General features: G+C 39.5%; 22 protein-coding genes. 16 read left to right on the top strand and 6 right to left on the bottom strand.

Translation table 11 applies throughout. From position 1 onward, the window contains the following. Positions 1-77: 77 nt before the first annotated feature. Complete coding sequence (gene plsB, locus HRT96_RS13050; protein ID WP_293157336.1) at positions 78-2,513, bottom strand: glycerol-3-phosphate 1-O-acyltransferase PlsB; 2,436 nt, start codon at positions 2,511-2,513, stop codon at positions 78-80. A 197-nt stretch (positions 2,514-2,710) separates the two neighbouring features. On the opposite strand from plsB, the gene lexA reads away from it, so the two are divergent. The 10 genes from lexA to fghA all read left to right on the top strand — a co-directional run bounded on the left by lexA (position 2,711) and on the right by fghA (position 12,472). Further along, on the top strand, positions 2,711-3,334 hold the full coding sequence (gene lexA, locus HRT96_RS13045; protein ID WP_293128784.1) for a transcriptional repressor LexA: 624 nt from the start codon (positions 2,711-2,713) through the stop codon (positions 3,332-3,334). A gap of 261 nt (positions 3,335-3,595) precedes the next feature. Next, the gene (locus HRT96_RS13040) at positions 3,596-3,883 is read left to right on the top strand and encodes an STAS domain-containing protein (protein WP_293157333.1); all 288 of its coding nucleotides are present in this window, start codon (positions 3,596-3,598) and stop codon (positions 3,881-3,883) included. Positions 3,884-3,892: 9 nt separating this feature from the next. Beyond that, entirely contained in the window at positions 3,893-4,255 is a 363-nt protein-coding gene (locus HRT96_RS13035) for a response regulator (RefSeq protein WP_293157330.1), read from the top strand. 2 nt (positions 4,256-4,257) lie between these two features. Then, positions 4,258-6,315: a chemotaxis protein CheA gene (locus tag HRT96_RS13030; protein ID WP_293157327.1), complete on the top strand. Its 2,058-nt coding sequence runs from the start codon at positions 4,258-4,260 to the stop codon at positions 6,313-6,315. A 17-nt stretch (positions 6,316-6,332) separates the two neighbouring features. Beyond that, the gene (locus HRT96_RS13025) at positions 6,333-6,869 is read left to right on the top strand and encodes a chemotaxis protein CheW (RefSeq protein WP_293157324.1); all 537 of its coding nucleotides are present in this window, start codon (positions 6,333-6,335) and stop codon (positions 6,867-6,869) included. Then, positions 6,862-7,710, top strand: coding sequence for a protein-glutamate O-methyltransferase CheR (locus HRT96_RS13020; RefSeq protein WP_293157321.1), 849 nt, complete (start codon positions 6,862-6,864; stop codon positions 7,708-7,710). The genes HRT96_RS13025 and HRT96_RS13020 overlap by 8 nt, the downstream gene beginning before the upstream one ends. A 46-nt stretch (positions 7,711-7,756) precedes the next feature. Then, entirely contained in the window at positions 7,757-8,821 is a 1,065-nt protein-coding gene (locus HRT96_RS13015; protein ID WP_293157318.1) for a chemotaxis response regulator protein-glutamate methylesterase, read from the top strand. Then, the gene (locus HRT96_RS13010) at positions 8,808-10,019 is read left to right on the top strand and encodes a methyl-accepting chemotaxis protein (RefSeq protein WP_293157315.1); all 1,212 of its coding nucleotides are present in this window, start codon (positions 8,808-8,810) and stop codon (positions 10,017-10,019) included. Before HRT96_RS13015 ends, HRT96_RS13010 begins: the two co-directional genes overlap by 14 nt. A 418-nt stretch (positions 10,020-10,437) precedes the next feature. Continuing rightward, positions 10,438-11,568 (top strand): S-(hydroxymethyl)glutathione dehydrogenase/class III alcohol dehydrogenase, encoded by a 1,131-nt coding sequence (locus HRT96_RS13005; protein WP_293128768.1) that lies wholly within the window; start codon positions 10,438-10,440, stop codon positions 11,566-11,568. Between the two features lie 58 nt (positions 11,569-11,626). After that, positions 11,627-12,472, top strand: a complete 846-nt coding sequence (gene fghA, locus HRT96_RS13000; protein WP_293157312.1) for an S-formylglutathione hydrolase — start codon at positions 11,627-11,629, stop codon at positions 12,470-12,472. A 58-nt stretch (positions 12,473-12,530) separates the two neighbouring features. Here fghA and trmL read toward each other — a convergent pair whose 3' ends face one another. Then, complete coding sequence (gene trmL / locus HRT96_RS12995) at positions 12,531-12,995, bottom strand: tRNA (uridine(34)/cytosine(34)/5-carboxymethylaminomethyluridine(34)-2'-O)-methyltransferase TrmL (RefSeq protein WP_006030983.1); 465 nt, start codon at positions 12,993-12,995, stop codon at positions 12,531-12,533. A 79-nt stretch (positions 12,996-13,074) separates the two neighbouring features. Between trmL and HRT96_RS12990 the strand changes: the two genes are divergently transcribed. After that, positions 13,075-13,311, top strand: a complete 237-nt coding sequence (locus tag HRT96_RS12990; protein ID WP_043993996.1) for a hypothetical protein — start codon at positions 13,075-13,077, stop codon at positions 13,309-13,311. 40 nt (positions 13,312-13,351) lie between these two features. On the opposite strand, the gene HRT96_RS12985 is transcribed toward HRT96_RS12990, so the two are convergent. Both HRT96_RS12985 and HRT96_RS12980 read right to left on the bottom strand, forming a co-directional pair. Then, a complete protein-coding gene (locus tag HRT96_RS12985; protein WP_293157305.1) occupies positions 13,352-14,644 on the bottom strand; it encodes an ATP-binding protein in 1,293 nt (430 codons plus the stop codon). Between the two features lie 105 nt (positions 14,645-14,749). Further along, complete coding sequence (locus HRT96_RS12980) at positions 14,750-15,436, bottom strand: response regulator (protein WP_293157302.1); 687 nt, start codon at positions 15,434-15,436, stop codon at positions 14,750-14,752. Between the two features lie 425 nt (positions 15,437-15,861). On the opposite strand from HRT96_RS12980, the gene HRT96_RS12975 reads away from it, so the two are divergent. The 3 genes from HRT96_RS12975 (at position 15,862) to zapB (ending at position 17,954) form a co-directional block, all read left to right on the top strand. After that, positions 15,862-16,752, top strand: coding sequence for a cation diffusion facilitator family transporter (locus HRT96_RS12975; RefSeq protein WP_293157299.1), 891 nt, complete (start codon positions 15,862-15,864; stop codon positions 16,750-16,752). A 37-nt stretch (positions 16,753-16,789) separates the two neighbouring features. Then, positions 16,790-17,569 (top strand): serine O-acetyltransferase, encoded by a 780-nt coding sequence (cysE, locus tag HRT96_RS12970; RefSeq protein WP_293157296.1) that lies wholly within the window; start codon positions 16,790-16,792, stop codon positions 17,567-17,569. Between the two features lie 148 nt (positions 17,570-17,717). Next, positions 17,718-17,954, top strand: coding sequence for a cell division protein ZapB (gene zapB, locus HRT96_RS12965; protein ID WP_366051733.1), 237 nt, complete (start codon positions 17,718-17,720; stop codon positions 17,952-17,954). Positions 17,955-18,004: 50 nt separating this feature from the next. On the opposite strand, the gene rraA is transcribed toward zapB, so the two are convergent. Beyond that, positions 18,005-18,490 carry a ribonuclease E activity regulator RraA gene (gene rraA, locus HRT96_RS12960; RefSeq protein WP_293138169.1) on the bottom strand — a complete coding sequence of 162 codons (486 nt, stop codon included), beginning with the start codon at positions 18,488-18,490 and terminating at the stop codon, positions 18,005-18,007. A gap of 219 nt (positions 18,491-18,709) precedes the next feature. Between rraA and HRT96_RS12955 the strand changes: the two genes are divergently transcribed. Together HRT96_RS12955 and HRT96_RS12950 are read left to right on the top strand one after the other, a co-directional pair. Continuing rightward, complete coding sequence (locus HRT96_RS12955; protein ID WP_293157293.1) at positions 18,710-19,573, top strand: polysaccharide deacetylase family protein; 864 nt, start codon at positions 18,710-18,712, stop codon at positions 19,571-19,573. A 13-nt stretch (positions 19,574-19,586) separates the two neighbouring features. Next, positions 19,587-20,720 carry a glycosyltransferase gene (locus HRT96_RS12950; protein WP_293157290.1) on the top strand — a complete coding sequence of 378 codons (1,134 nt, stop codon included), beginning with the start codon at positions 19,587-19,589 and terminating at the stop codon, positions 20,718-20,720. A 171-nt stretch (positions 20,721-20,891) separates the two neighbouring features. Here the strand turns inward: HRT96_RS12950 and HRT96_RS12945 are convergent. Further along, positions 20,892-21,230: hypothetical protein (locus HRT96_RS12945; RefSeq protein WP_293157287.1), on the bottom strand; the 339-nt coding region annotated here is incomplete at its 5' end.

The raw sequence follows: 21,230 nt of genomic DNA, 5'->3' as shown, positions 1-21,230 counted from the left end.
AGGAGCCGCAGCTCCTCTTTTTGTTATTGGCAATAAGCAATACAAAGATCGCGTTATATTAACGAAATACCCATCGTTTAGACTTCACTAGATTGCTGACTCAGCATCACATCCGATATTGTTTGTTTTACTTCGAGGGTTGTTAACCCTCGCACAACATTCGCGAGCGGACTGATCTTATCTGCTTTTACAGTACCAGCATCAGACAAGTAATGTAATTCTTGCAGTTTATTGATAAAGATAGCGAATACTTTTTTATCAAAGAACTCTGGTGCACTGACGCCATTAAGCGAGGATAAACGCTCTGCAATCATCTGGCTGCGATCTTCCAGTTTTGTTCTTTCAATCACTTGGTCATGCTCTAACACGGTGAGTACAATTGCATAACGTTGTAATGTTTCTTGAATACTGGCAGCAAGGAGTTTCAGTGACATTAAGCGTTCATTCACAGGGGTTATTACATTATCACAGTTATTAATTATCCCTTGTTCTTGCATTTCAGTTAATGTGTCAGAGATACACGTACTCAATTCATCTGCGGAATATTTCAAGAATAGCTCAGCTTGAATTAACGGGTACAGTTGGTAAACCTTCGCATTAATTTCTTCTATACTGGTTTGCGCTTTCTCTGTCACTATCGCAGCGATTAATGACGGCAGTGCAAACAGGTGTAGAATATTGTTACGGTAGAAAGTTAATAGCACTGCTTGTTCGTATGACATAGATAGCATTTGTCCTAAGCTATCTTCACGTACGGTGAATTTTTTCAGTGCGATTGCTTGATCCAGAATTTCTTCTGCACTGTTTTCCGGCAAGGTACTGAATTCGCTATACGGATTATTACGCAGTAGCTTTAAATAACTATCAATTTGTTTAACTAAAATTTCTCGGCTCAATGCCTTGTGTGGCGCGGCGTGTAAAATTAATGCGCAAATAGTTAAGGCGTTTACTGCTGCGGCACTGTTAATATTCACCATGACTTGATTGGCGAGTTCACGGGTTGTTTGGTTTAACCAAGCAGGTTGTTCTTCAACAGGCATATTTATGTCATCACGCCAGTTTTCCACGTGTTTATTTAAATATTGGTTAAGGTTGATTGGCTCACCAAAGTTAACAAATGCTTGGCCGTAATTTTTAAGTTTTTTGGCGATCCCAAATATTTGGAATACACTTTCTTTTTTCTTATTGGCTCCGGATAATTCTTTTACGTAGGTACTTACTTCCATCACGTGATCGTAGCCTAGATATACCGGGACTAATGTAATCGGTCGGCTTTGTTCTCTTAACATAGCTTGTAAGGTCATGTTAAGCATGCCGGTTTTTGGCGGTAATAAACGTCCGGTACGACTGCGACCACCCTCAGTAAAGAATTCAACAGAATAACCTTTTGAGAATAATAAGCTGAGGTATTCTCTGAAGATTGTTGCATAGAGTTTATTGCCCTTAAACGTGCGGCGTAAGAAGAATGCACCACCACGACGGAACATCGGCCCAGCAGGGAAGAAGTTAAGGTTAATGCCAGCGGCAATGTGTGGGGGGATCAAGCCTTCATTGTAAATAACATAAGAGATAAGCAAGTAATCCATGTGGCTGCGATGACAAGGCATGAAGACAATCTCATGACCATCGGCAGCCAGCTTACGCACTTGTTCGGCGTTGTTAACCTTGATACCACTGTAGATCTTATTCCATATCCAGCCCAGAAAATTACTGGTGTTTTTTACAAATTTATAAGAAAAGTCACTGACAATTTCATCGATATAACCATTAGCCCGTTTTTTCGCTTTTTGCGCTGAAATATTATGTTCTTCGATTTCAATTTGGATGGCTTTTTTAACTTCTGGATTACGTAGCAGTTGCTCAAATAGTTGATAACGATTCGGCAGTTTCGGTCCCGATGCGGCTAGTTTTTGACGACTAAAGTGGATCTTGGCGACACGAATTAATTTTTGTGCAAGTTTTTCATCACTACCATGCTGATCGGCCATGAAACGTAGTGATACGGGTTTATTAAAACGGACTAAGTTGTCTTTGCGATTAAGCCCAACAATGATGGTTTTACGTAAACGACTTGGAGAAATACTGTTGGCTAATGACAGTAGTGGTACTTGACCTTCTTTACCCGGTGCGCGTCCCCAAAATAATGAGACGGGCATTAACTGAATATCAAGAACTTTATCATCTTTGTGTAAGCGTAATAGCTGTTGAAATTCGCTAAAAAATACGTTTTTATCTTTTACTTGGCCAAACAGTGGCGCCGGATTATCTAAGCAAACATAGCTGGGAATGATGACGCCATTCACTTTAATTGGCGTAAGTGGGTCTGGTAAGCCTCGTTCTTTACAGGCCCGTTGTAATGCGACCAGATCTGTCATCGATTTAGTTTTCAAAACATAAACAATAGGACGCGTTAAATCTAACTTTAGTGCATCAACTGGGTTGTCTGGTACGTATTGAGATTTAACTAAGCCGTTAACGAAACTTCGACTTAACATTGACGGTGTTTGTTGCATAAGTGTTATCATTCTGTTGATTGAAGTGCGAGAGTGCTTACTCCAATAATATCAGATGTGTAGTCATAAATCTGTGTTTAAGCGTCGGCAAGTGATTAATTCATTATTATCCAGATATCCCCACTGCTGATATTGCAAACTTGATATTACTGTATATAATTACAAGAAACTGTATATAAAACCAGTTAGGGTTCATGATGAAAGCATTAACACAAAGACAAGCAGAAGTACTTGAATTAGTTAAACAACATATTAAAAATACCGGTATGCCACCGACTCGAGCTGAAATTGCGAAGGAACTTGGTTTTCGTTCACCTAATGCGGCTGAAGAACATTTAAAAGCATTAGCACGAAAAGGTCATATTGAAATTCTAGCTGGCACCTCACGTGGTATTCGTTTGTTGGTTAATGCTGAAGACGCCAACAATGATAAGGGTTTACCTTTAATCGGACAAGTTGCTGCCGGCGAACCAATTTTAGCGCAAGAGCATATTGAAGCACACTACAATGTCGATCCATCGATGTTCACGCCAAATGCAGATTTTTTATTGCGGGTACGCGGTGAGAGCATGCGTAACATTGGTATTATGGATGGTGATTTATTAGCGGTACATAAAACCAAAAATGTCAGTAAAGGCCAAGTTGTGGTTGCACGTGTTGATGATGAAGTCACCGTTAAACGTTTTGAGCAACAAGGCAATGAAATTTTACTGCATCCTGAAAATGATGAAATGAGCACAATACGTGTTGATTTAAATTTCCAAAGCTTTGACATTGAGGGGGTTGCTGTCGGTATTATTCGTAATACAGACTGGATGTAATCATACTTATCTCGACTACTTTGAGGGTAGATAGTTAATGTTCTCATGATTGACTATCTCTCTATCTATCTCTATCTATCTCTATCTTGTCTTCCCGATTATGCTGTAATTTATATAAAACTATTTCCAATCCTGTTCTCAGATCACAGTTCTCTGCATTGCCTGCTTATTTATAAAATCTTTTCCTATACTCAACACGAGTTATAAAATAATTAATGAATTTACTTTCTGATACGCTTGCGTATATACAGGATTAGTTTTATGGAACAAAGCCCTATCACCATGGAATTAGGTGAGAAAATCGATATCACCGCGATTGCTAGACTCAAGACAACACTTGCTCAGTTACCGATCAATGCGGAACCTCAACTTCTCGATGCGCGTCATGTTACTCATATTGACAGTGCTTCTTGCCAACTTTTTTATGCTTACGCTCAACATCTTGCGATACATAACACCACACTGGTGTTTCTATCGCCATCGGATAAATTTATGGCGGTGGTGAAAGCGTTAGGATTTGAAACCGACTTTAATTATGCATCAATGTAAGGATCTGTAATGAAACGAATATTAGCGGTAGATGATTCGGTATCCATTCGTGAAATGGTGCTGTTTACTTTAAAGCAGGCGGGTTACCAGGTTGACTCTGCCGTCGATGGTGTAGATGGGTTAGCAAAAGCTAAAACCGGAAACTTTGATCTTATTATTTCAGATATTAATATGCCACGGATGGACGGCATTAGCTTAATTCGTAAATTACGTAGTGAAAGTGCGTATAAGTTCACGCCAATTCTAATGTTAACGACTGAATCGGGTACAGATAAAAAAATGGCAGGTAAATCTGCAGGTGCAACTGGCTGGATTGTGAAGCCATTTAATCCAGAAAAACTCATTGCGACTGTCAAAAAAGTATTGAGGTAAGCATGGACATTGATCTTAAACAGTTTCAACAAGTGTTTATTGAAGAGTGTCTAGAAGGACTGGAGGTGATGGAAGCTGAACTGCTAAAGTTAAATCCTGGCTCGGTAGATAGCGAAGTCATAAATACCATTTTTAGAGTCGCTCACTCGATTAAGGGTGGCGCGGGCACATTCGGATTTCATCAATTAACGGAATTTACCCACGTAGCCGAAACCTTACTTGATGATTTACGCGCAGAAAAACTTCCCCTTATCGATGCTCATATTAACCTTTTTTTACAAACTGTAGATTGTTTAAGAGCGTGGATCCAACTGTTAGCGGATGATTCGGAATCAATTCCTGATGCGGCAGAAAGCTTAAAACAGCAATATAATCAATTCTTACAACTCGATGTTAATCAGGACGTATTATCTACGGGTGATGAGCTGCTAGCTAAGCCACCGGTGATGAAGGGACTTGGCGATGGTGATTGGTTGATTCACTTTGTTCCTGGGCAAGATATTTTAAAGCAAGGTAACGAGCCGCGTTTAATTTTTGCTGAGTTACAAGATATGGGTGAACTTAAGGTGATGCCTAAACTTGACAATATACCTTCGTGGAACAATTTATCACCTGAAGATATCTATGTAACTTGGGAGCTTGAATTAATCAGTCAGGTAAGTGAAGCGCAAATAAAAGAAGCCTTTGAGTGGGTCGAAGATGAATCAACCATTATCATTACAGCGCCAAGTACGCAATCTCAAGCAATAGCAAGTGAAGCATTGGCTACTGATAGTAAGATGTTAGCAGAGTCGAAACCTTCTCCAGTTGCAACAAACAAAATAACGAAGGCTAAATCGCCTGAAACGAATTCAATTCGCGTATCCATTGATAAAGTCGATGCTTTAATCAATATGGTTGGTGAACTTGTGATCACGCAAGCGATGTTGGAAGAACTCGGGCAAGATTTTTCTGTTGAAAAACTACCGGAATTGAAAAAAGGGCTGACTCAGCTCTCTCAACATACCCGAGAAATACAAGATAGTGTAATGAAAATTAGGATGTTACCGATCCAATTTGCCTTTAATCGGATTCCTCGAATGGTTCGAGATTTAACCGCTCAATTAGGTAAAAATGTCGTGCTTAGAATACACGGCGAAGAAACGGAGCTGGATAAGATCATGCTGGAAAAGCTTTCTGATCCCATTGTGCATCTTGTTCGTAACGCCTTAGACCATGGTATTGAAACCATTGACGAGCGGAAACTTGCAGGGAAAAGTGACGTCGCTTACCTTGATATTAATGCTTTCCATCAAGGTGGCGAGATTATTGTTGAGATCCGAGATGATGGCCGAGGGTTAAACAGAGATAAGATCCATGCCAAGGCTATTGAAAAAGGCATCGCGAATAAAGGTCAGCGTTATAGTGATAATCAAATCGATGAATTTATATTTTTGCCTGGTTTTTCAACCGTCGAAACGGTGAGTGATATCTCTGGGCGTGGGGTTGGTATGGATGTCGTAAAGCGCAACATTGAATCGCTCGGTGGTGATATTAAAATTGAATCCACGGCGGGGGAAGGCAGTTGTTTCTCGATCCGTTTACCGTTGACGCTCTCTATTATGGATGGCCAACTCGTCAAAATCGGCAGTAAAACGTATATATTACCGATCATGTCAATTATTGAATCGTTGCAGTTAAAAGATGGCATGGTAACCAAGTTGGCCGATGATACCGAAGTTTTTAAACTCCGAGATGAATTCATTCCTATTATTCGCTTATATAAAGTACTGAATCATGACACCAACCTTAAGCGTATTACCGATGGTTTATTAGTGGTTGTTGAAAATGGCAATCATAAATATGGCTTATTAGTTGACGATTTAGCGGCGCAACAACAGGTCGTTATAAAAAATCTAGAAGATAATTTTATGAAGGTAAGCTGTGTATCCGGCGCGACTATTTTAGGTAATGGCACGGTTGCATTAATTTTAGATATTGCTGATATTGTAAAGCGTGTGACCAATGAACGCCATCAACATCAACAGCAGCAAGGTCGGGGTGCACATGTTGCCGCTTAAAATAGGACGGAATAGATATGGATAATAATACGCTGACCGACATTGAAATGGGTGAACAATCCACGCAATTTCTGACTTTTATTATGGCAGAAGAAGAATATGGTGTGGAAATATTAGATGTACAAGAGATCCGTGGTTGGGAGGTATGTACAGAGATCCCCAATATGCCTGCTTATGTTAAAGGCGTTATTAATTTACGCGGCACGATTGTCCCGATAGTCGATTTACGCCAGAAATTTGGTTTAGAACATATTGAATACAGTGCCATCACTGTCGTGATCGTAGTAAAAGTGTTGGTCGATGACAAATCCAAGGTGATGGGACTTGTTGTTGATGCGGTTTCAGATGTACACACGATTGCACATAGTGAGATTAATTTACCGCCACAATTAGGTCCAGATAATGGCCCGAGTGTCATTCGTGGACTGGTCTCAATTAAAGATAAAATGGTGGTGTTATTAAGCTCAAGTTTATTGTTGGATTTAGAGCAATTTCAAGATATTGAAAATATGAATATGCATCATACACCGGCATCAATGATTGCCAATGGTTAGCCTCGTCACATCACGATTAAGTGGTGATATTATGGGTATGCTATCAAATAGCCTGATTATGCAGGATGCTGAATTTCAGTATCTATCGCAACTGGCTTTTAAACAATCAGGTATTGTGATCAATGGATCCAAGCGCGATATGCTTTATGGCCGAGTCATGAAAAGGATCCGTCATCTGAGATTAACTGACTTTTCAGCATACTGTGAGTTATTACAAGATAATTACACTGGTGAATTGAGCGAATTTATTAATGCGATCACGACGAATTTAACCGCTTTCTTTCGTGAAGCATATCATTTTGATTTTTTACAGAAAGTGGCGTTACCAGAATTTAAGTCCAATAACACAAATAAGAAACTAAGGATCTGGTCTGCGGGTTGTTCCACGGGACAGGAGCCATATTCAATTGCTATGAGTATTGAGAGTCAATTGCCTCATTGGGATGCAAAGATATTAGCAACAGATTTAGATAGTGATGTGTTACGTCGTGCGCACCAGGGTATTTATGCTGATCTTGTGGGTATTCCAATCGCTTATCGCACCCAGTATTGCTCTGATATGAATACCCATCAGCAGTATGTTATGGATGACAAAGTGAAACAGTTGATTTCGTTTAAACAGCTGAATTTACTAGAACCATGGCCAATGTCAGGTCTTTTTGATGCGATATTTTGCCGTAATGTTTTAATTTATTTTAATGATGAAACGAAGAAAAAACTGGTACAAAGGTTCTACTCATTACTTAAACCGAGTGGTTATCTTTTTATTGGCCATTCTGAAAGTCTGCAAAGTTATAACACCCATTTTAGTCTTGTCGGTCAAACGATTTATCAACGTTAATCTTGTTATTATTTTCATATATTAACGACACTATAAGGATCCTTTTATGCCGAAAATAAAAGTGCTTGTTGTCGATGACTCTGCATTAATGCGAAAAATATTAACCACTCTACTCAGTTCAGATCCGGGCATTGATGTCGTTGGTAGTGCTATTGACCCTTTTGATGCGCGCGAAAAAATTAAAAAATTACATCCCGATGTATTAACGCTTGATGTTGAAATGCCGGGAATGAACGGTTTATCTTTTTTAGATAATTTAATGCGCTTACGTCCTATGCCTGTTGTCATGGTCTCAACATTGACGTCACAAGGTGCGCCTGTGACATTAAAAGCACTGGAATTAGGGGCGTTTGATTTTATTGCCAAACCGACTGATAACACGACTCAATCATTGGGCCATTTTGGTGATGAACTTTGCACTAAAGTTAAATTAGCCTGCCGTGCAAATTTGCGTGTCATGCGAGAACCGCCGACAACTTTGCTTACAAGCCAAGACATACAAGCAGATAGGTTAATCGCTATTGGTGCATCAACGGGGGGAACTGAAGCGTTAAGAGCGTTATTAACCCCATTAGTACCGCCTTTTCCTCCGATTGTTGTGGCTCAGCATATTCCCAAACATTTTAGCGGGGCATTCGCCAAACGCCTAAATGATAATTGCAGCTTAACTGTGATTGAAGTAACAAGTGAAGAAGTCATTAAACCTAACCATGTGTATATAGCGCCCGGAGATTGCCACTTAAAAGTGCAGCGTGCAGGACGGCGTTATACTTGCCAATTAGACGATGGTCCAGCTGTAAATCGACACAAACCGTCTGTTGATGTGTTACTGGGATCTGTCGCTCAGACCTATGGTGATAAAGCCATCGGTGTGATGTTGACCGGAATGGGGAAGGATGGTGCCGGAGGATTATTGGCGATGCGTCAAGCCGGCGCCTTAACCATAGCACAAGATGAAGCATCATCTGTGGTCTGGGGGATGCCTGGTGCCGCAGTCAGACTTGGCGCTGCTATGGACGTATTAAGCTTACCGCTCATTGCGCCTAAGCTAGCCGCATTAGTGCAGAAGAAAACAGACAAAGTTAAAAGGGCTGCTTATGACACGATTTAGTTTATTTCAAGGTACTGCGCTATTGCCATTATTGCTCATGTTAGTTCTGCAAGAGTGGCTTGCTGCAGGTGCCGTTGTCGTGACATTAATATTTATGTTGATAGCGGTTGCTTCAGCTAAAAAACGGTTAGAGAAGCAAAGGTTAGAGGCGCAGGATCAAGAAGTACTTGAAAATAGCACATCGGTGAATACCAAAGCGATGTTGGTCAGTTTGCTACAGGAAGAGATCCCTCCACGTATCGATGAATTAAAAGATGATTTGAATAAAACACAGCAAATTAATAGCGAGTCATTTACCACCTTAAACAGATCTTTTTATCAGTTATTACGTATGTCAGCAGAGCAATCTGCATCTTTGCATAAAGTACTGCTCAGTATTTCTAAAGATAAAGCGTTAGCCTTATCAGGGGTGGAACATGATGATCCTGACGCTATGGATTTAAAAATATTCATTGAGTCAACGCACCAGTTTCTTAATATTTGTTCTGATTTAATGATAGAAACGACCGCGCAGAGTAACGAGGCGGTAAATAAGATCGCAGTGATGGAAAGCCAGATGAATAATATTAATGGGCTTGTTGATAATGCACAGAAAATCGCTAGTCAAACCAATTTACTTTCCTTGAACGCCGCCATTGAAGCCGCTCGGGCTGGTGAGATGGGACGTGGATTTGCCGTTGTAGCACAAGAAATTAGATTGTTATCTGATACTTCAAATAAATTTAATGAGCAGATCCGAGCACAAGTGACGCAAGCGATGACCACATTTGTCGAAGCGAAATTAATGGTTGAATCATTAGCGAAAGATAATGCTGAAAAATCGTCGCAGACCCAAGCGCGGTTACACCAAGAATTAATTAAATTTGCGCAGTTAGAAGCAAACTTAGAAATGAACTTAGATAACCTCATGAGTTTATCTGTAGATACCCAAGCATGTGTTAATGATTCAGTCAGAAGTCTGCAGGTTGAAGATATTATCAACCAATTATCGGAACATAATGTGTTGCAAGCGGAGAATATGAAACAAGTATTACTGGCGTGTAGTGAATTGCTCTCTGCAGAGAAACATGCCGAACAAGACACCTTTATTGATAAATTGAAAGCTGCCGCGGAACAGCTCAAGCAGCAGTCACTGCAAGTGCAAAACAAGACCATTAGTTCGGGGTCTATGGATGAAGGTGAAATTGAACTGTTTTAGACGATCCGGTTAATAATCCCTGTAAATAATAATATGGCTAATATTTTGTTTCATAATTGAAGTTAGATAGACTCTGGCATCTTTGCTTCCCTTATAAAGTTGAACTCGTCGATGTTGTTATCCCCGTCGCTACAAGATAAGACCATGTAATAAAATCTTATTGACTATACTGATATAGATTTAAGTCTTCCTGATAATACAGCACTGTTATCAAGCTCGTTATTAACGAAAAGCAAAGATGAAATTACCGCGATATTTTTGCTTTTTTTTCTATTGTTACACCTGGGTAAAAGTAATTTGTGTTTCAAGGGTATTATCATTTCTGTGCAAGTGAATATAATGAGCGCCATACAGTATGACTGGCCGAATACATAGATAGGTATTACGGCATATTAATTTTATCCCAATGGAGATGAACATGACTGACAAATTTATTAAATCTAAAGCCGCGATTGCTTGGGGCCCAAACCAACCACTATCCATCGAAGAAGTGGATGTAATGTTACCAAGAAAAGGTGAAGTGTTGGTTAAGGTTATCGCTTCTGGTGTCTGTCATACCGATGCATTCACCTTATCGGGTGATGATCCAGAAGGTATCTTCCCTGTCATTCTTGGTCACGAGGGGGGGGGTATAGTAGAACAAATTGGTGAAGGCGTTACTAGCGTGCAAGTTGGCGATCATGTTATTCCTTTATATACACCAGAATGTGGCGAATGTAAGTTCTGTAAATCAGGTAAAACTAACCTTTGCCAACAGATCCGTGAAACACAGGGTAAAGGTTTAATGCCTGATGGCACGACTCGTTTCTATAAAGACGGTCAACCAATCTTCCATTATATGGGTTGTTCAACATTCTCTGAATACACGGTATTACCAGAAATCTCGTTAGCGAAAGTGAACAAAGCTGCCCCGCTTGAAGAAGTATGTCTACTTGGTTGTGGTGTCACAACGGGGATGGGCGCGGTAATGAACACAGCTAAAGTTGAAGAAGGCGCAACTGTTGCTATCTTCGGTTTAGGTGGTATCGGTCTTTCTGCTGTTATCGGTGCGACTATGGCGAAAGCTAGTCGTATTATTGCTATCGATATTAACGAAAGTAAATTCGAATTAGCGAAGAAATTGGGTGCAACAGACTTCATCAATCCAAAAGATTATGACAAGCCAATTCAAGACGTTATTGTGGAACTAACAGACGGCGGTGTCGATTACTCGTTTGAATGTATTGGTAACGTTGACTTAATGCGCTCAGCATTAGAATGTTGCCATAAAGGTTGGGGCGAATCAGTCATTATCGGTGTAGCCGGTGCAGGCAAAGAGATCTCAACCCGTCCATTCCAACTAGTAACCGGCCGTGTATGGCGTGGTTCTGCATTCGGTGGTGTTAAAGGCCGTACCGAGTTACCTGATTACGTTGAGCGTTATCTACAGGGTGAGTTCAAATTAAGTGATTTCATTACCCATACCATGGGTCTTGAAGATATTAATGAAGCATTTGACTTAATGCACCGCGGTGAAAGTATTCGCAGCGTTATCCACTTCGATAAATAATTAAAATATGCCCCGCTATTGAGCATCTAAATAGCGGGGCGACGAGTAAAGGTTTGTCATGTCTATAGAAGTGGTTAGTAGTAATAAAATGTTTGGCGGTTGGCAGCATCAATATAATCATGCGTCGAGCGTATTAAATTGTCAGATGCGTTTTGCTGTGTATTTACCACCGCAAGCATCAAATATGCGTAAAGTTCCTGTGATGTATTGGTTGTCTGGCCTGACGTGTACGGATGAGAACTTTATGCAAAAAGCCGGCGCTCAGCGTATTGCTGCAGAACTGGGTATTGCGATCGTGGCACCGGATACGAGTCCGCGTGGTGAAGGTGTACCTGATGATGTTGACCAAGCGTATGATTTTGGTTTAGGTGCTGGATTCTATGTGAATGCTACACAAGCACCGTGGAATACGCATTATCAAATGTATGACTATGTGCTCAATGAATTACCAGCATTAATTGAAGCCAATTTCCCGGTGACACAAGAACGAGTGATCAGTGGTCATTCGATGGGTGGACACGGCGCGTTAGTGATGGCATTACGCAATCCAGAACGCTATCGTTCCGTGACTGCATTTAGTCCGATTAGTAATCCAATCAATTGTCCTTGGGGACAAAAAGCATTACAAAATTATCTCGGTAAAGATAAAGCAACGTGGCAACAATACGATGCGAGCTTACTGATGGCGAAAGCGGATAAATTTGTACCTGCGATGGTTGAGCAAGGCAAAGATGATTCATTCTTGGACGAGCAACTTAAGCCGAATATGCTGACCGCTGCGGCTGAGAAAAAGGGTTATCCTCTCACACTAGAAATGCATGATGGTTATGATCATAGTTACTATTTCATCGCCACATTTATTGAAAAACATATGCGTTTTCATGCGGCTAATTTAGCGAAATAAGTATTATAAATAATCTTATGATAAGGGTGATGGAGCTTGTATCTATCACCCTTTCTTTTTATTTTGAACCGGCAAAACCCAGCTGGCGCCAGCTTTCATAGATAAACACAGATACCGCGTTCGATAAATTCATACTGCGACTTTCTGGTAGCATCGGAATTCTTACCTTTTGCTCTTGTGGCAATGTATCTAGCACTTCTGGCGGTAGACCACGTGTTTCAGGTCCAAATAATAACACATCACCTGCTTGATATTGCGCTTCATGATGGTATTTCGTGCCTTTGGTGGTACAGGCAAAAATACGCGCATCCCCCACACAATCTAAAAATGCTTGATAATTAGCATGACGTTTTACGTCTGCAAATTCATGATAATCCAGTCCCGCACGTTTTACCCTTTTATCATCCCACTCAAAGCCAAGCGGCTCGATTAAATGCAATTTGAAACCAGAGTTGGCACAAAGGCGAATGATATTACCTGTATTAGGTGGGATCTCAGGTTCAAATAGTGCTATTTGTAACATAATAAAGTCTCAGTTCAGGGTTATATAACGTGGGTACTTTGCGTAGAATAGCAAATTTAACAACCTAATGGTAAAAGTGATGAAAAAGCGTAGTACTTTGATCGTAGCAGGCTTGATTATATTAAGCGCGATACCTTTTAGCTTAAATATTTTGATTAATATGTTCTTTGCAGATCTGGATACAGAAATGTATGAGAAGAAAAAAGCCCGGGTGGAACAGCGTCGACAAATAGAAAAAATGTTCCCTGAGTTAAATACTAAAGATCCATTACGTCCGCAATTCACTATTGATAACGTAGCAGAAGAGAAGCAATAAGCGACTTCTCTTCTGTATTTGTCAAGTATTGATGTAGATGTTAGCTGATTGGTATAGTGATAGTGATTTTCAAACCGTGAGTTTCTCTATTGCTTGCCACTATCTTACCATGATGTTGCCTGATCGCATTTTCTGTAATAGCCAGCCCCAAACCTGCACCGCCAGATTCACGGTCTCGGGCTTGTGATACGCGATAAAAAGGTTTGAAGATCTGCTCAATTTCGTCTTCTGGTACGCCTGGACCATCATCTGTGATCACAAACGTTATCTTATCGGTGTCGCTGCTGATAGCTAGATGAACCTGCTGGTTGGCATAGCGTAATGCGTTGCGAATGACGTTTTCTATGGCACTGCCGAAAAGTGCTGGAAAGCCTTTGATATCTAAATCCGGAATTAGTTGATGACTGAAACTTTTGTCTAATTGTTCCGCTTCGAAAATCGCATCATCGCAAATAGGCTGTAACAGTGAGTCCAGATTAAAGGATTCTTTGGTTGTGGCATTTAACTGGGTTTTCGATAAGTTTAATAATGCGGAGATCATTTCTTCTAAACGCTGCGATTCGTTATCAATACGCAAGATCTCTTTGGTCTCTCCATAATGGCGTTTAGATAATGCAACTGACATTTTTAACCGCGTTAAGGGCGATCTTAATTCATGGGAGATATCACTCAACAGGCGATGTTGTAGCGAGATATGCTCCCGAATAGAGAACATCATAGTACGTAAACTTCGTGCTAATTCACCAATTTCATCTTGTCTTTGCGTTGCTGGCACAACAGCATCTAAATTACCATCGGTGATCTCGGCTGCGGTTCGTTGTAACTTTTGTAATGGTTTCGAAATATGCCAGGCGAGTGACGCACATAATGGCATACTGACAAACATGGTAATGAAAAGTAATAGAAATGGTCTATCTAAGACATTTATTAACCATATATTGTGCTCAGCTGGTAACTGTTGTGCTGCATACAATTGGAATGGTTCACCGCGTAGTTTTATGGGGATCGGTCCGGTCATTAACCAGTTTTTATATTGTTTTACTTTCGGTTGTGGCGATTCTTCACTTTGCAAAATAAAGCGGCGAATAGCCTTAGAGGCTTTGCTACTTGAAATGATATCGCCATTCATACGGACTAAATAAAAATGTTTTGTTTGTGCTTCTTTAGGGGTTATTAACACTTGTAATGGGATGTTCGGATAGCGATCTGCTGAGCTGGCAATATTATGGGCAATGCTATTTAAAATGCTGACTGAGCGCGGGTCGAGTTGTCTCATGACACGGCTATCTAACGTCGGTAGTGCTATAACGACGGCAACAACGAGTAGTAGCATACACCAAAACCAAACAAAAATTTTAACGAATAATTGATTCAATTTGCGTCTAAGCACGTGTTAATAACCTTATTTCAAAAATGATAGAAGTGTAAGCAGGTCTGATTATGTATCTAACCACATATAACCACGGCCTCGAAGTGTGCGAATGCGCATTTTTTCATCTTTTCTTTCAGGTAACTTTTTACGTAAATTACTTAAATGCATATCAATACTACGGTCAAACGGCGTCAGTTTTTTCCCCAGTACTTGCTCGCTTAAATCGGCTTTGGTTAGGATCGTGCCTGGAGATGAGATGAGTGCTTCTAATAACATTAGTTCGGTGCTGGTTAAGTCAAGCAGAATGGTTTGACACCATGCCTCTTGGGTTCGGCTGTTTATTTCAATATCTAAGTGTGTCAGCAATTCTGTTTTTTTAGTTGTTGTTGGTGGTTCGATGCGACGTAATACAGCTCTAATTCGGGCTAATAATTCTCGTTCACTGAAGGGTTTTGGTAAATAATCATCGGCACCCATTTCTAAGCCAAGTACGCGGTCAATCTCATCACCTTTCGCTGTTAACATTAAGACTGGAATGTTGTTATCAACACGCAGTTTTTTTAATACTTCAAAACCGTTTAGTTTTGGCATCATGACATCTAAAAGGACCATATCATATTGATTGCCTCTGATTGCGGCTAAACCGGCTTCACCATCATGCACCATATCGACATCGAAATCTTCGAGACTCAAAAATTCGGCTAGCAGTTCGGCCAATTCTCTATCATCATCAATTAATAATAGTTTAGTCATATTAGGTACTCTGTTAAGTGTTCTTATGGTATAGGATACTGGGTTATGCAGTAAATAATTTGAAGATTTACTTTGTTTTACATTTTTTGGCGCAACCCAAAATTGGTGATGCCACGTCAGTTTAACTAAGATAGTATAATAAACAATGCTATCTGCCACTAAGGGGCGGAGATTGTGACCGCTACATGATGGCTTTATTTATGATGAGAAGTTAATTACGTAATATTTGTTACTATTATTTTAGATGAAGAGGCTAGTATAAAAGTCTTATTTATATCTATATGCCTTTGCTATCCATAATAACAACATAATATTTTATTATGCCTATTATCTTTGATTTTCAGCGGGTTTAGATGAATAACTTGACGTTGTTTTTCTACTGCCTCGGTTTATAATATACGCAAGAGAATGTAAAAGGTAAGCTTGTGATAGATTCTGATCATGAACAGTTAGTCAAACGTGCGAGTTATGCATCGGTCGCGACTGCTGTTATTTTATTATGCAGTAAATTATTTGTCTGGTTTGCGACGGGGTCATCGTCGATACTCGCGTCATTGACGGATTCTTTTTTAGATATTGGTGCATCCATTATTAATGTGTTTGCGATTAAATACGCATTAGTCCCCGCTGATGAAGGGCATCGTTTTGGCCACGGTAAAGCTGAATCTTTGGCAGGGTTGGTGCAATCAGCATTAATCGTTGGGTCTTCGATTCTATTGATGTTACACGGTATTAGCGCCTTATTAGACCCGCAGCCAATTGTACGTTCAGAACTTGGTATCGCAGTCTCGATTTTTGCATTATTACTTACTTTTTTATTAATACGTTATCAAACATTTGTAGTCACTAAAACTGGCAGTATTGCGATTAAAGCGGATTCACTCCATTACAAGTCAGATTTATGGCTTAATGCTGCGGTATTAATTGCACTTAGCTTATCTGCTTACGGCTTTTATTGGGTTGATGGTTTAGCCACAATCTTGATATCCTGTTACATATTATACAGTGCGTATGAGATCGGTATGGAATCAATTCAGACGCTTCTGGATCATGAATTAGCGGCTGAAGATATTACTAAAATAACGACTATTGTTACGAATACGGAAAATGTACTGGGATTACATGAGTTACGGACTAGGCAATCCGGTTATATGCGTTTTATTCAATTGCATATTGAACTTGATGACCACCTTACTTTATTCCAAGCGCACGCGATTGCTGATAATGTCGAAACTAATTTACTCCGTGAATTTGCGAATACGGAAGTGCTTATTCACCAAGACCCGATTTCAATTGTAAAGATGAAAAATGATTAATATAAACGTGAACTCTAAATGTTGTAGAGGAATGAACATGGAAGATAAACTTTCAATGTCTTGGCTTAAAATTAGAGGTGAGGCTAAATTATTAGTTGAACAGGAACCTATGCTCGCGAGCTTTTTCCATTCAACAATACTAAATCACGATAGTTTAAAATGCTCATTGAGTTTTCAATTAGCAAATAAGCTCGATAGCGCGACAATGCCTGCTATTTTATTACGTGAAGTGATTGAAGAAGCATTAAAAGCAGAACCGGATATCTTACATGCGGTTGCTGCTGATTTATGTGCAGTACAGGAACGAGATCCGGCGGTAGAATATTTCTCGACACCGCTCTTATATTTGAAAGGATTTTTGGCCCTGCAGTCGTATCGAATTGCGAACTGGCTCTGGAACCAAAAGCGCGAAGCATTAGCGATTTATTTACAAAACCAAATATCAGTGGTATTTGCTGTTGATATTCATCCTGCGGCGCGAATAGGCAAAGGTATTATGCTTGATCACGCAACCGGTATTGTGATTGGCGAAACGGCAATTATAGAAGATGATGTGTCAATTTTACAAAATGTGACGCTTGGTGGTACCGGTAAAGAAAGTGGCGATCGTCATCCCAAAATTAGAGCTGGTGTGATGATTGGTGCTGGCGCTAAAGTGCTGGGTAATATTGAAGTCGGCAGAGGAGCTAAAGTCGGTGCTGGTAGTGTGGTTCTCGAGTCGGTACCTGAACACACAACTGTCGCAGGTGTCCCGGCTAAAGTTGTTGGTAAACCTGATTCTGATATGCCTTCATTAGCGATGAATCAAACAATTTGATGCATAAATGGCAGGGCTCACAATCAAAAACTAAATTCTGCTTGGGCGTATCATAAATTAACTAATAAGACTTGTTGTCGGTTAATTAGCGTTGTATTCTTCTAGTTAAGGGATAAGCCCTCTCAGCACGATATTGAATTCTTAAATCATGGGTGAAAAAATGAATTTTGACGTATTAGATAAATTAGAAAGTAAAGTTCAAACAGCAGTTGATACCATTACCCTTTTACAAATGGAATTAGAAGAGCTAAAAGAAGAAAACAACCAACTATTAGCGAATAATTCTGAACTTAAAAGCCAGCAAGACGTGTGGCAAGATCGTTTACGTTCTTTGCTAGGCAGAATGGATGAAGTTCAAGAACTAGAAGAGCTAGAAGAAGTATAATTTGATTCAGAGGTATGGTTGAGAACGCCGATACCTCTGTTTCGATCTATTTATTCAATATCAAGTGGATCAGGGGATAATATAATACCTGTGCTGTCTGCATAAACATGATCTTCAGGTAAGAATGTCACGCCGCCAAAGTTAACCGCCACATCGAGTTCACCAGTACGATTATCGTCTGCACCAACTGGAATAGAAGCAAGACTTTGAATACCGATGTTGATGTTGTCTAATTGATCGACTTCTCTAATACTTCCGTAAACTATAATACCTTCCCATTCATTCTCAAATGCTGTCTGCGCAATATCAGAATCAATCAATGCTCTTCTTAGCGAACCACCACCGTCAATAAGTAACACCTTACCCAACCCTGGCTGTTGAACGGTTTCAGCGATCAGCCCTAAGCTTTCAAAGCATTTGATAGTGGTGATTTTACCGCCGAATGATGACTTACCACCGAAATTCATAAACATAGGTTCAACAACATCAATCATATCAGCGTAAATGTCGCATAGTTCAGAAGTATTGTATTCCATGAGCAGCACCTTTTAAGAAGGAAAGTTAGGTCATTAGCAATAAATCATAGCACTGTTAGCATATAAATTAAGCCTTTATTATCATTAGATAAATCAAAATTTGACTTGCTACATAAAATATACATCGATGTTTAGCAAATATCGTGTTAACCCCGAATAGAACGATGTGATGGTCTATTCTTTATGATAATAGAATAGATCATCGATGAGTGGGTCGTTATGACAATTATTAATGCATTAACTATCAATGTGGAAGATTATTTTCAAGCCCCAGCGTTTCAATGCAGCATTAAAGAAAGCGATTGGGGTTTATTCTCACCTCGTATTGAATATGCAGTCGATAGAGTTCTACTATTATTAAGTGAGCATCATGTAACTGCCACATTTTTTGTTTATGGATGGACGGTTACTCACTTTCCTTTGATGTTAAAGAAGATAGTGGAACAGGGGCATGAACTTGCCTATCGACATTACTGTCCACTTGATATGAAGTATCTTAATCAGCGTGACATTATCGAAAATTTTAACCGTTATAAAGATCAGTTATCACAAGTAACGGGTCGTGGTGTTGTCGGTTATCGGAGCAATATGCAACTATGCAGCGCAACTTTGGCATGGTTAGAAGAAGAATTAGTGCTAGCTGGGTATGAATATAGTAGCGCGAATGGTCCAAATAAGGTCAATAAATCGGAGGGTGTCATAAATTGTGTTGTGGATAATTTTCAGCATTTAAATGTATCGACGCATAAAGTGCTAACGAAACAGTATGAAATTATTAATACCAATAGTATCCGCCTCAGAAAATATGAATTAAGTCGTAAGCTTGTGGCGTGTTTTATAGAGGAGACTAGAACACCGGTGCTAGGTTGTATATCAACTTGGGTTATGGATAACCTGCAGCCTAATATTCGAGCCGATAGTTTATTCAAAAAATGGCTACATGGTTATCACATTCGTGAGACGCCCCTCATACTACATCAATTATTTTCTGAATATGACTGGCAAACCGTCAGCGATATATATCTACATAAAGTATTACAGTTAAACAGTATGAAAAAAAGGAAAGGGCGCTGTGTAAGTTAATAATAAGGATATTATGGAAATGAAAATTTTGCATGTGATAGAGAGTGGTGGTTTTTATGGTGCTGAAAGAGTTTTAATTGAATTGATGATAGGTATAAAGGAACTAGGTCATGAAGCTGCGTTGCTTAGTTTTGGCTATAAGGGACAAGAAGAAAAAGAGTTTGAAATCATTTGTCGTCAACATGGTATAGCTGTAAATTCTATTCGAGTGAATAAAGTGGAATCTTTTTGTATTATTGGTTACATAAAAGATTTTGTAGATAAAAATAATTTTGATGTTGTGCATTCTCACGGTTATAAATTCAACATACTGTTTGGCTTAATGTCGAAAAGGAACAATTTTAAATGTTTCTGTTCAACAGTACATGGTTATGTCTCTGCACCTAAATTTAGTAAAATGGCATTGTATCAATATCTAGATAAATACTCGTTAAAACGATTAAATAGGATTTTTCTTGTTAGTCAGCATATGACCAATATACCCAGTATCCAAGGATTAGAAGCGAATCAATATAGAGTTATTGAGAATGGTATCGGTGGTTACATGCCAACTTGTGAAATAGAAGAGCGCTTAGTCACTTTTCTTCATGATAAAACGACACGGTTAATGGCCGTTGGCCGTCTTGCTGTTGAAAAAAGTTTTGATACGCTTATCGATGCTTTACCTAAGTTAATTGAACGTGATCGGAATACTGCACTTGTTATATTTGGTGCGGGAAGTGAAGAACATCGATTACGAGAAAAAGTTAGGCTATTGGACTTAAATGAACATGTTCTATTGTTTGGCTTTGTAGAGTCACTATCGAGTTATTTTAACCTATTTGATGTTTTTGTAATGCCTTCTATTACAGAGGGCACTCCTATCGCCCTACTTGAGGCAATGCAAGCGAAAGTTCCTTGTGTTGTCACTAATGTGGGAGGTATGCCGCATATACTCGCGCATGGAGATGGAGGCTGGATTGTGCCGCCTAAAGATCCATTAGCATTACAAATTGCAATTTCAAAAAGTCTTGTCAAAAATCAAAGCCAGATTAAAACTACCTTTGCTTATGATCGTGTGATGCATGAATTCAATTATCTTCATATGAGTCGACAATATTTAAGTGAATACAAAAGTGTGCTTACGGCAGCGTCCCTCACAACGTAATTGATCTTTCCTGCCCTCTCGCCATACCGTAATTGTTTAATGATTATATTGCCGCAGGAAATGTTCCTGTCATTGATATCAATAAGTTGTTAACCAGCATAGGCGAGTGCAAGGCATTGCAAAGGCTGGAATGTAGTAGGTATTTAATGAATACAGTACCAAGTAGATGATTTATTGTACATAAAGAGGGGTTTTGAAACGTATCCTTTTTGTTTTGTACGTTTTTATCATCAATGATAGAAAGTACTTGCTTGGAACAACTAAATCTCTATAATGCGACCTCACTGACACGGCAACAGCCGCTAAGTAAAGGTGTTTAAGCGTTTCGAAAGTTACTTTTAAATATCCTGAAATAAAGTGTAATATATGCTTTACTTCAAATCTGGTTTGCGTATAATACGCAGCCTGACTACGGCGCAAGGCGTCAAGGTCAATGCTCTTTAACAATTTATTCAAGCAATCTGTGTGAGCACTTGCAGAGATATAATGACCAAATATTATATCAATGTA

It is taken from the genome of Moritella sp. (assembly GCF_013215705.1).
Classification (GTDB): Bacteria; Pseudomonadota; Gammaproteobacteria; order Enterobacterales; family Moritellaceae; genus Moritella.
This window is presented reverse-complemented; position numbering and strand designations above follow the sequence as displayed.